The 11511-nt window shown below is 68.2% G+C and carries 11 protein-coding genes; 1 reads left to right on the top strand and 10 read right to left on the bottom strand.

Annotation, left to right across the window (positions count from 1 at the left end; translation table 11 throughout):
- Positions 1–19: 19 nt before the first annotated feature.
- From AC3A6P_RS08455 to mftR, 10 genes are all read right to left on the bottom strand, one after another.
- Entirely contained in the window at positions 20–1003 is a 984-nt protein-coding gene (locus AC3A6P_RS08455) for an ABC transporter permease (protein WP_487690714.1), read from the bottom strand.
- The gene (locus tag AC3A6P_RS08460) at positions 1000–1941 is read right to left on the bottom strand and encodes an ABC transporter permease (protein WP_487690716.1); all 942 of its coding nucleotides are present in this window, start codon (positions 1939–1941) and stop codon (positions 1000–1002) included. The genes AC3A6P_RS08455 and AC3A6P_RS08460 overlap by 4 nt, the downstream gene beginning before the upstream one ends.
- Positions 1938–3566, bottom strand: a complete 1629-nt coding sequence (locus AC3A6P_RS08465) for a dipeptide ABC transporter ATP-binding protein (RefSeq protein WP_487690718.1) — start codon at positions 3564–3566, stop codon at positions 1938–1940. The genes AC3A6P_RS08460 and AC3A6P_RS08465 overlap by 4 nt, the downstream gene beginning before the upstream one ends.
- Positions 3567–3687: 121 nt before the next feature.
- Positions 3688–4908, bottom strand: a complete 1221-nt coding sequence (locus AC3A6P_RS08470) for a GNAT family N-acetyltransferase (RefSeq protein WP_487690720.1) — start codon at positions 4906–4908, stop codon at positions 3688–3690.
- 31 nt (positions 4909–4939) lie between these two features.
- Positions 4940–6316, bottom strand: a complete 1377-nt coding sequence (locus tag AC3A6P_RS08475) for an LLM class flavin-dependent oxidoreductase (RefSeq protein WP_487690722.1) — start codon at positions 6314–6316, stop codon at positions 4940–4942.
- Between the two features lie 5 nt (positions 6317–6321).
- Positions 6322–7554: an acyl-CoA dehydrogenase family protein gene (locus AC3A6P_RS08480; protein WP_487690724.1), complete on the bottom strand. Its 1233-nt coding sequence runs from the start codon at positions 7552–7554 to the stop codon at positions 6322–6324.
- A gap of 10 nt (positions 7555–7564) precedes the next feature.
- Positions 7565–8869, bottom strand: a complete 1305-nt coding sequence (locus tag AC3A6P_RS08485; protein ID WP_487690726.1) for an NtaA/DmoA family FMN-dependent monooxygenase — start codon at positions 8867–8869, stop codon at positions 7565–7567.
- A gap of 69 nt (positions 8870–8938) precedes the next feature.
- Positions 8939–10186, bottom strand: coding sequence for a VOC family protein (locus tag AC3A6P_RS08490; RefSeq protein WP_487690728.1), 1248 nt, complete (start codon positions 10184–10186; stop codon positions 8939–8941).
- On the bottom strand, positions 10183–10668 hold the full coding sequence (locus AC3A6P_RS08495) for an RNA polymerase sigma factor (RefSeq protein WP_487690730.1): 486 nt from the start codon (positions 10666–10668) through the stop codon (positions 10183–10185). The genes AC3A6P_RS08490 and AC3A6P_RS08495 overlap by 4 nt, the downstream gene beginning before the upstream one ends.
- A gap of 71 nt (positions 10669–10739) precedes the next feature.
- Positions 10740–11324 carry a mycofactocin system transcriptional regulator MftR gene (mftR, locus tag AC3A6P_RS08500; RefSeq protein ID WP_487690732.1) on the bottom strand — a complete coding sequence of 195 codons (585 nt, stop codon included), beginning with the start codon at positions 11322–11324 and terminating at the stop codon, positions 10740–10742.
- Positions 11325–11414: 90 nt separating this feature from the next.
- Between mftR and mftA the strand changes: the two genes are divergently transcribed.
- The gene (mftA, locus tag AC3A6P_RS08505; RefSeq protein WP_487690734.1) at positions 11415–11510 is read left to right on the top strand and encodes a mycofactocin precursor MftA; all 96 of its coding nucleotides are present in this window, start codon (positions 11415–11417) and stop codon (positions 11508–11510) included.
- The last annotated feature ends 1 nt before the right edge of the window (position 11511 follow it).

Raw genomic sequence — 11511 nt, forward strand, 5'->3', positions numbered from 1 at the left:
ATGAGGGGTGGAGCACAGGTCATTTGCCGCTGCGGGCGTGGGTGATGAGGTCGATGGCAAACGTGGACACCACGAAGATGACGGCGCCCAGCAGTGTGCAGCCGATCACCACGGGGGCATCACCGGAGTTGGCGGCGCTGACCGCCAGCCGGCCCACCCCGTCGAGACCGAACAGTTGCTCGGTGATGATGGCGCCGCCGAGGATGGTGGCGAACTCGATGGCGCCGAGGGTGAGAATCGGGTTCAAGGCGGCCGACAGGGCGTGGTCGAAGTACACCCGTTGCGGCCCAACTCCTTTGGCCCGGGCGGTGCGGATGTAGTCCTTGTTCGCGACTTCCAGTACCGACGCGCGCACCACCCGCTGGAACAGTGCGACCTCGGCCAGCACCAGGGTGAGCCAGGGCAGCAGAAGATGTCGGGCCCACTCCACCGGCGACTCGGTCAGCGGTACATAACCCCCGCCGGGGAAGAACTTCACCCCGGCCAGGGACAGCTTGAAGTACAGCAGGTACAGCAGCGCCACGCCGGTGACAAACGTCGGGATCGACAGGAACACATACGAAATGCCCGCGGTGGCGGTGTCGAACCACCCGCCGGGGCGCCGCGCGGCGTACACCCCGAGCAGTATCGACAACGCTCCCCACAGCACGAGCGCGCCCACCGCCAGACTGACGGTGACCGGGATCTTCTCCAGGATCAGTTCGGTGACCGGCCGTTGCTGCCGGTACGAATAGCCCAGACTGGGCGGCCAGTTCAGCAAGCCGGTCGGGGTGCCCTTGATCTCGGGGCCGCGCACGGCGTAGTGCCACAGCTGCACCCACCACGGATCATCGAGCCGAAGGCTGCGGGCGATCGCGTCGACGGTCTCCTGAGATGCGTTCTCCGGAGCCAGCATCCGGGCCGGGTTCTGGTAGGCGACGCGGGTGAGGCCGAAGGTGATCAGCACGACCACCGAGACGGTGAACACCATGCGGCTGGTGCGCCACAGCGCGAAGCGCGTCATCGCCGCGCCAACGGGTCGAACCGGCTGCGCAGCCGCGTGCTCAGGATGTTGAAGCCCAACACGGTGACGAACAACGCGAATGCCGGCGCGATCAACAGCCAGGGCTGGGTCTGATACAGCGCGGACTGCTGAGCGTTGGCGATCATGGTGCCCCAACTCGGGGTCGGCGCCTTGATGCCGACGCCCAGATACGACAACGAGGCCTCGGCGACGATGTTCGCCGGCAGTTGCACCGACCAGTAGATGATGACCGTCGGCGCGATGATCGGCAGGATCTCGCGCAGCAGTACCCGCCAGTGAGAGCTTCCGGCGCCGATCGCCGCCAGCACAAACGGTTTGGCCTTCACCTCGATCACGGCGTTGCGGACCAGCCGCGCGAAATAGGTCCACGAGAACAGCGCGATGATGCCGATCACCACGAAGATCGGATCGATCAGATTGGTGCCCGCGGTACCGCGGTTGAGCGTCACCACCGACAGCGCCGTCACCAGGAACGGAAACGCCAAGGCGATGTTGGTCAGCTCCGACAGCGCCGCATCCACGCGCCCTCCGAAGTAGCCGCCGAGCAGGCCGACGATCACACCGATCAGCATGGCCAGCGTGGTCGCCGGGATGCCGATGCCCAGCGACACCCGGGCGCCGTAGAGCGTGCGCACGAAGACGTCGCGGCCGTTGCCGTCGGCGCCGAGCAGGAACCCGTTGCCCCCGGTGATGGGAAGCCCCGCGGCGTCCAGGGTGTCGTCGGGGAACTGGTCATTGGGACCGTGACCCACGACGGCGGCCACCAGCGGTGCTGCCAGCGCGGCGATGACCACCAGCAGCACCAGCGCCGACCCGATCACCAGCCCGGGGTCGGAGAGAAAGCGGCGCAGACGATTCCGGGGTGTCAGCGTGTCGAGATCAGCACCCGCTGCCTGCGGCAACAGGACTTGACTCATGTCACCAACTCTTCGTCCACGTTTGGTACCGCATCCAGAAGCGCGCGGGTGTAAGCGGATTGCGGATCGGTGAACACCGTGGCGGTGTCACCGGACTCCGCGACTCCGTCCGGGCCCAGCACGATCACCTGATCGGCGATCGACGACACCACACCCAGGTCGTGGGTGATGAACAGGAATGCCGTGCCCTGTTCACGTACCAGTGTCTGGACCAACTCGATGATCTCGCTGCCGGTGGTGACATCCAGTGAGGACAATGCCTCGTCGGCGACGATCAACGCCGGCCGCAACACCAGCGCCCGCGCGATCGCCACCCGTTGGCGTTGCCCGCCGGACAGTTCGGCGGGATAGCGGTTGAGCAAGGCGGCGGGCAGTCGTGCGGCATCGGCGGCCTCGTGCACCCGCCTGCTGATCGCGGCGGCCTCGACGCGCTGGACCTGCAACGGCGCGGCCAGGGACGCGGCGACCGTGCGCCGCGGGTTGAGGCTCGAATACGGGTCCTGGAAGACCATCTGCACCGCCCGCCGGGTGGCCGGGGCCAGGGCGGGCACACCGTCGCTGAGTGAGGTGGGGAACTGCTCACCGGCCAGCCGGATGTCGCCGCCGTCGGCGTACTGCAGCCCGGCGACGATGCGTCCGACAGTGGACTTCCCCGAACCGGATTCGCCGACCAGACCGACGATCTGACCGCGGTCGATGGTGAGGTCGAAGTCTTCGACGACCGTCCTGCGCTGCCCGCGGGTCCTGGTGCGGTAGGACTTACGCAGGCCGCGGACGGTGAGCACCGTTTCGGCATCGGCCGGCGGCACACGGGTGGCCGGGGCGCGCAGACTGTGCAACCGGGAAGCGCGCAGCAGATCCCGGGTGTACTGCTCGCGTGGGGCGCGGTACAGCTCGGCGCGGGTGCCGGTTTCGACCACCCGGCCGTCCTTGACCACCACGACGGTGTCGGCGATCTGGTGCACCACCGCCAGGTCGTGGCTGACGAAGACGATCGCGGTGCCGTGTTCGCGCTGGAGCCGGCCCAACAGCGCCAGGATTCCGGCCTGGACACTCACGTCCAGAGCGGTGGTGGGTTCGTCGGCGATGATCAACGCCGGATTCAGCGCGATGGCGATGGCGATCATCACCCGTTGCCGCATGCCGCCGGAGAACTCGGCGGGGTAGTGGGCATAGGCGGTGTGCGGGTCGGCGATTCCCACCTCACCGAGCAGTTCTTCGACCCGGCTGCGGCGCTGCCGTTTCGATCCGCCGGAGTGCATCCGCAGCACCTCGCCGATCTGGTCGCCGACGGTCTTGAACGGATGCAGATTGCTCTGCGGATCCTGGAAGACGAACCCGATCTGCTTGCCCAGGATCCGGCGCAGCTGACGCGGTGCGACGGTCAGCAGGTCCTGCCCGTCGAACCGCACCGTTCCGGTGACGTCGGCGTCGAGCCCGAGCAGCCTGGTGGCGGCCAGCAGCGAAACGCTCTTGCCGGAACCGGATTCACCGACCACCGCCAGCGTCTGCCCGGGGTCCACCGAGAAGCTGAACGACTCCACCGCCCGGACCGCCCGTCGTCCCGAGGCGCGATCTCCGGTGTGGATGGTGACGGAGAGATCTTCGACCTCAAGCAGTGACATGACTGCTTTTCACGGGGGATCCCCACTGCCACAACAACACACGGACATCGTGGACGTCGCCGGGCGCGGGAGCACGGGTTTGGCTCAGTGGGAAATTAACGCCGGGTTACACGCGCGCCGATCAAAAGTAGAACCCGGCGAAAGGAGCCAGGGGCACCGCGAACAACCGGTCGGCAACCTCCAGAGCCTCCGGGTCGGCGACGGCCACAAGTCCGGCCAGCGCCGCAGTGCGCCAGGACGTCCCACCCAGCAGGACGGCCGCCAACGTCGCCACGTCCACCGTCAACTGCGGCGGTCGTGATGTCGGTACCACGCCCCGGGCGGTCAGGGCGAAGGTGCCGGCATTGTCGGGCAACACACGATCCTGCACGGCGATCACCAACTCGGTGGCATCCGCGTAGCGGCGCCCAGCCAGCGCCCGGTGGGTGTCGAGCACCCGCAGCCAGGTCTCGTCACGCTCACCGACCACCTGTACCGCGCGCCGGTCGGTCAGCAGCCACGGCAGCGGGTCGTCCACGGGAGACAACGTGAACACCAGCCGGTCCACCAGGTCGAGGTCGAGCAGGTACCGCACCAGGCCCAGGTAGGCGGAGTCGGTGGGGGCGAAGAAATCGTCGACGACCACCGTCCTTTCGTTCTGGACGAACCAGCGGTCGGTGTTCTCCGGCCGGTACCGGACGAAACCATCCTCGGCGCCTGGTTCCCCGTGCACTGCAACATAACTCGGGGCCGACGAGGTGGCGGCCCGGAACTGCTGGTTCTGCCACCACACCGCGGGCCGGCCGATACCGCCCGGGCGGGTGGGCCGGGCGCGGCTGTAGATGGCGGGCAGCAGGTCCCACGCCGAGCCCGGCTCCACCAGCCGGACCGGCCCGCCCTCACCGACTCCGCGACGCAGCACCGCCTCGGCGGTTCGTACCTCCAGCGTGTGCGTGGAACTGGCGACCGAGTACCCGAACCGCTCATAGATGGTGGCCTCGGAGGCGCGCAGTGTGGCCACCACCTCGCCGCGGTTGCGCAGATCACGCAATTGGTGATGCATCAGCGCGGTGGCCACGCCGCGGCGGGTGGCCGTGGGCAGCACGCCGACATGGGTGACCGCGGCGTGCGGCACCTGGTTTCCTCCCGGCAGGATGAGCGTGCTGGCGGCCGAATCGGTGGTCCCGACGAGCACGCCGTCGACGAAGGCGCCGAGAGTGCGTCCTGGCTCGAGCAGTTTGGTGATGGTCCCCGCGGGAAGATCGACCAGCTTGGGAAAGCCGACCATCGCGGCCCGAAAGACGTTGGTAGCGGCGATCAGCTCCGCTTCGTCGTCCAGGACGCGGATCTCGGGCGCGCTCATGCGGTAACCCGCTGGTGCCGCCCCTGGGTGCTCATCGGGCGCCCGCCCGCGCCCGGTACCGCGACGCCGGGTGATCGTCGCGGACCCCGTTGCGGCCCGACAACCGGGCCCGCAAGGTGGTGGCAGTCTGCGGGCGGGGCCGGATCCGGCCGCGGCGGGACAGTTCGGGAACCACCAATTCGGCGAAGTCGCGGTAGCTGTCCGGGTTGACGATGTGGATCAGGTTGAAGCCCTCGGTATCGGTGTCGGCCAGCCACCGCTCCAAGGCGTCGGCCACCGATGGGGGAGTTCCGACGAACGTCGGCGTGCGGCCGAACCCGTGCGACGGTGCCAGCGCCTGGCGCAGTGTCCAGGTGCGGTCGGCGTCGGCGAACATGCTCAGCAGTGAACGGTTGGAATCTGTTCGGTGACTGCCGATCACACTGTCGAGGTCCCGGCCGGAGAAGTCCACCCCGGTACTGGCCGAGTAATGGGACAACGCCCCCTCGACGTCGAAGTAGGACTGGTAGTCGGCCAGCTTGGCTCGTGCCCCCTCGTCGGTGTCGTCCACCACCACTGCGACGGCGCTGACGAAGCGCAGCGTCGACGGGTCGCGCCCGAAGCCCTCGGCCAGCTCGCGGATGGTCGTGACGGTGCGCCGCAGGCCGGCGGCATCGGCGCCGGCGACGAAGACGACCTCGGCGTGCTTGGCGGCGAACTGTTGCCCACGGGGTGACCCGCCGGCCTGGAACAGCACCGGGGTGCGCTGCGGGCTCGGCTCGGACAGGTGGGCGCCGGGGACGCGGAAGTAGTTGCCGGAGTGCCCGATTGGGTGCACTCGGCTGGGGTCGGTGTACACCCGCTGATCGCGGTCTCGCACCACCGCGCCGTCCTCCCAGGAGGATTCCCAGAGCTTGTACACCACGTCGAGGAACTCGTCGGCCCGCTCGTAACGCTCGTCGTGCGGCACTTGACGGTCCAGCCCGAGATTGCGTGCCGCGCTCTCCAATTGGGAGGTGACGATGTTCCACGCCACCCGGCCACGGGTCAGGTGGTCCAGCGTGGTGAACTTGCGGGCCAACAGATACGGATGCTCGTAGGTGGTGGACACCGTGACCCCGAAGCCCAGATGCGTGGTGGCCGCCGCCATGGCCGACACCAGCAGCAGCGGATCGCTGACCGGCGACTGGGTACCGGTGCGTAGGGACGCCTCGGCATCCCCGGCGTAGGTGTCCAGCAGCCCGAGCGCGTCGGCCAGGAACAGGGCGTCGAAACCGCCGCGGTCCAGGGTCTGAGCCAGCTCGGTCCAGTACTCGATCGTGTTGTACCGGTACGTCTGATCGCGGGGATGGCGCCACAGTCCGTAGTTGACGTGTGACACCGAGTTCATCGAGAACGCATGCAGGATGATGGGTTCCGGGTCCGTCATCGCCGTCAGTCTCCTTGGCCGCCGCGGCCGCGGGAGGCCAGATCCGGCACCGGATCCTTTCCGTTGACCAACCAGTCACCGAGAATCCGGGCCTTGTAGACCCGCGGATTGTGCGACGCCAGGGTGCGCGCGTTGCGCCAGTGTCGGTCCAGCCCCAGCTCCTCGGAGACCCCGGACGCCCCGAGCGCGTCGAACACGGTGGTGGTGGCCTCCAGCGCAGCCGCGATGATCACCAGCTGCGCCTGGGTGACGGCCACCTCGGCGTCGATCAGCCTCTGGCGGTGCCGATCCGCAGCGCCGGTGATCCGGCCGCGCACCACGTCGTCGAGCGTGCGGGCGGCGGCGGCCAATGCGGACTGCGCGGCGAACACCTCCGCGGACACCTGACCGATGACCTGCAGCAGTTGCGCGTCGTCACGGGCCACCGGGGTGAGGCCCTGAGGATAGTTGCGTTCGCGGGCCACCAGCGCGGTGTGGCCGTCGCGCAGGGTGGCCCTGGTGATTCCGGTGAGCACCGACAGCATGGCCGTCTGATAGAAGTGCGGTTGGTAGGAGAAGCGGTCGGCGGCGGGGAACACATCACCGGCTTCGGCGCGCACCCGGTCGTAGCGCGCCGACCCGCTGGCAGTGGTGCGCTGCCCGAAACCACGCCAGTCGTCGATCAGGGTGACCCCCGGATCATCGGCCCGCACCAGGGCGGTCCAGAGTTCGCCGTCGTCGCCGCGGCCGATGACGTCGAGCCAGTCCGCGTAAAGGCTGCCGGTGGCATAGTATTTCGCGCCGCTGACCACCCAGTGGTCGTCCTCGGTGGTGACGGTGGTGGCGATCTTCGCCAGCGTGAGATTGTTGGCCTCGGTCCAGCCGCCGCCGACGAACGCGCCGGCGAGGAAGCGTTTGAGCCAGATGTCACCGGAATCGGATCGTGGTGCGTTCAGCCGGTCCTCGACGAACGCAAGGTGGTTACGAAAGATGTGCGCGACGTTGGGGTCGGCCTCGCCGAGATCGGCCAGCAGCAGAAAGGTCTGCTCCAGTGAGGCGCCCAGCCCGCCGTACTCGACGGGGATGCGCAGCGTGCCGAATCCGGCGTCGCCCAGCTGACGGACCTGATCGTGCGGAAACACCCGGCCGCGTTCGCGTTCGAGGTTGCCGGCCGCGATGTCGGCGAAGTGCGGTGCGAACCGCGCCCGCAGCTCGTCGAGATCCGCGGTGGGTGGCTGCAGGTAGGTGGCTGAGGACATGGTGCTTCTTTCAGTGAGTGCGGTGGGGAGGGACGGCGAGGCCGAGATGGTGGCGCAGTGTGCTGCCCGAGTACTCGTGGCGGAACAGGCTGCGCTTGCGCAGCAGCGGGACCACCTGTTCGACGAAGGTGTCGAACTGGCCGGGCAGTCCCGAGTCCATCAGCACGAAGCCGTCGGAAGCCTTTGTGGTGAACCAGCTCTCGATCTCGTCCGCGATCTGTTCCGGTGTGCCGGCGACGCTTGCGCCCCAGCCGTTCACGGTGCGGTACAGGAATTCCCGGACCGTGGGGTTGCCGTCCTTGGCCAGCGCCCGATAGCCCGCCAGCGCCGTCTGATGGGTTTCGGTGCTGTCGGGGAACGCGGAGTCCGGCACCGGGCCGTCCAGATCGGCGCCGGTGACGTCGACGTCGACCTCCAGCAGCCAGCCGGCCTGGTACTCGGGGCTGAAGTACTCGTAGGCGGTGCGCTCGATGCGGGCCACCTCGTCCTCGGTGGAGCCGACGATGAAGCGCAGCGACGGGGTGATCAACGGCGCGGCGGCGCGGCCCTGGGCCCGCGACTCGGCCTGGATCTGCCGGTAGAACTCCTGGGCCCGGGTGCGGTTGCCCTGGCCGGTGAAGATCACCTCGGCGTGCCGGGCGGCGAAGCCGCGGCCCGTCGCCGACGACCCGGCCTGGAACAGCACCGGCCGGCCCTGCGGGGAGCGGGCCGCGCCGATGGGTCCTCGCACGTCGAAGTAGCGACCGTGGTGGTTGGCGACGTGGATCTTGGTGACATCGTTGAAGATTCCGCTGCGCCGGTCTTCGACGATGGTGTCGTCGGCCCAGCCGTCCCAGAGTTTCTGGACGACGTCGAGTGCTTCTTCGGCCACCCGGTAGCGCTCGTCGTGGTCGACGACGCCGCGGGCGCTGAAGTTGTCGGCGGCGGCCTGGGCGAAGCTGGTCACCAGGTTCCAGCCGGCGCGGCCGCCGCTGAGATGGTCGAGGGACAGCAGCTGCCGGGCCAGGTGGTAGGGGTGCTGCAGAGTGGCCGAGCCGGTGACCACCAGGCCGATGTGGTCGGTGACCGACGACAGGGCCGCGGTGGTGGTCAAGGGCTCGAAATCTTCGGTGGTCTTGTACGGCCAAGTGGCCGGCGGGCCGAAGTTCAGGCCGTCGGCGAAGAACACCGCGTCGAAGGTCCCGGCCTCCGCGGTCTGGGCCCGTCGCACCAGGCGGCGCCGCACTGCTGCGGTGCTGTTGTCGATTTCGGGATGCCGCCACGGGCCCGCCGAGCGGGTGTTGCCGTAGGCCAGCAGATGCAATTGTCGCGACACAAACGGCAAGCTATCGAGCCCCCGCGGATTACGCGCCGGTTAAATTTGTCGAGAGTTCAAATTGCCGACTCAGAACTCGCCCAGGTAGAACCGGCCGCCCTGGTCGTCGCTGCACTCGGCCATGCGCCCGTAGGGCTGCCGGCTCGGCTCCTGCAGCACGGTCCCACCGGCGTGCCGGACACGTGCCACCGCGTCGTCGACATCGGCGACCGTCCACATCGGCACGGTGACGGTTCGGGCACTGCCGCCTGCCACACCGGCCATCGGATGCGAGCCTTGAACTTGCCAGCCGTCGTCCACCCGTCCCGGCTCGAATGTCCAGAAGAGGAACCCGCTGTAGAACGCACGGAATGCGGCGGCGTCGCCCACTTCGTATGTGATGTACGAGAGTTCGCCCGGCCCAGCGCCATTCAGCGCGGGCCGGGGAGTTCCCGGTGCCGGTACGAAGACCGCGAACGGGGTGCCCTGCGGATCGGTGGCGTCGAGCACCGAGCCGAAATCGAACTGCGTGACGGTGCCGGGGCGGCCACCGCCGCGTGCGATCGACTGCCGGGCACCCTCCAGGTCGGTCACCGCATAGCAGCAGAACAGCGTGTTCACGCCCACGCTGTAGATGCCGATGCGCTGGTCGGTGTTGACGACCTGGTGCGTGGCCGGGTCGAATTCCCAACCGAGGACGCGGCCGTAGAACGCGGCGGCCCGGGCTACGTCGACGGTCCACAGCGAGACGTACCCGACGTCGCCGTGCTGAATCGGCGTCGTGGCGCCGGTGACGGGGCCGGTCAACATCCACCGGTGTCCGAACGGGTCAATGACGGTGGCGTTGCGTGAGCCGTGAGCCTCGTAGGGTTCGCGCTCGACGTGCCCGCCGGTGTCGCGAGCCTTGCGCAGGGCCGCGTCGGTGTCGGGTACCGCCAGCATCAGGCTCACCGACGTGGCGCCGGCGACCGGTGCGGTCAGGCCCAGCTCCGGATACTCGTCGGCCAGGTAGAGCACGCCGCCCGCCAGGATCAGCTCCGCGTGCCCTATTCTGTTGTCGTCCATGACAATCGGCTGACCCTGCACCCGGGCGCCGAAGGTATCGGAGTACCAGGAGATGGCGGCGCGGGCGTCGGCCACCGTCAGATACGGCAGAGCGGCCGGGCGGGGGAGGGTGGTTCGGGTCAATTCCGTCAGGGCGGTATCGGTGCCGCTCATGATCACTCCTTCGGGCATCGTCAGGGCCGACTCGAGACGGCGCCGAAGGCGGGCCGCGAAGCCGGGGTCGGGCTGGACCGGAAGGTCGTCGCTGTGCAGCACGTGCAGGGGGTCGGTCATGACGTTCCTCCTTCCGGGTACTGCTGTCTGAAGGCCCGGCGGGCCCGGACCAGGAGCGCCTCGGTGGCATGGACGGTCCGTCCGATCAACGCCGCGCATTCGGGCACCGAATGGTCGTCCATGTAGCGCAACACCAGCACGCTGCGGTGCGGCTCGGCCAGCCTGTTGAGCACGCTCTCGGCGACCATGCGGTCCAGTTCGGCGTCCCACGCACCGGTGTCGGGCCCGGGCTCTGGCAGTTCGGCCATCGGGATGAGGTGCCTACGCCGGTAATGATCGGCGAGTTTGTGCCGCGCCACCCCGAGTAGCCAAGGCACCGTGACCGGGGGTGGATCCGGTTTCCTGGCGGCGTCCATGGCCGCCAGGAAGGTCTCCGAGGTCAGGTCCTCGGCGGTGCCGCGGTCGCCGCAGCGCCTGACGAAGTAGCCGTACACGATCGGCAGGGCTTCGTCGTACAGCGTCAGCAGCGATTCGGCGCTCACACCCCTATCGTCGTGATCCGACGCCGGACTCCGTCACCTTTCTCGTGATCTGTGGGTCGCGCCCCGCACCACTAGAGGCCGGAGGCGACGACATCGAAGGCCTGGCCGAGTGCCTCGGTGAGTGACACCGAGGCGTCCGCGAGCCAGTGTTCGTAGGCGGACAGTGCCACGCCCAGCATCATCCAGCCGACGGCCTGGGGGCCGATGTCGGCGGCAAGCTGTCCGCGCCGGTGGGCGACGAATTCGGCGATCACCTCACGCCACCCCGCATACATCGTCATCGAATATGCCTGCAGCTCAGCAGTTTCCAGGATCAATCGCATACGCTCACGGTGTCGCGCGGCTTCCATGTCGTCGAAGGTGTTGAAGGCCAGCAACCCCGACCGCAGCGCGTCGCGCAGTGGCACCTGTTCGTCGAAGCCGCCGAACAGTTCTCGCAGCTGGGCCAGATGCACGTCGAAGTCGCCCCAGGGCAGCGCGCTCTTGGAGGGGTAGTAGCGGAACAGGGTGCGACGGGCGATGCCCGCGGCCTGGGCCACGTCGTCGACGCTCACCGAGTCGAACCCCCGCGCGCAGAACAGGTCGATGGCCACGTCGGCGATGTGGTCGCGCGTGGTGGATCGTTTTCGTCCCAGTTGGGGCTTTTCAGAAGCCACCGCTGCTCCTCTTCCATTTAGGCACTCGATGCCATATTGTGGTCCGCACCCGACGTTGTGTCGAGTGTCACATCAAGAAAGGCTGGTTTTATGGAACACGATCCGCAGGTCGCCTCCGAGGCCGAACTGGTCACCGAGACGCTGGTCGAAGAGGTGTCCATCGACGGGATGTGCGGGGTCTACTGAT

The sequence above is a fragment of the Mycobacterium sp. Soil_C_30 genome (genome assembly GCF_057656995.1).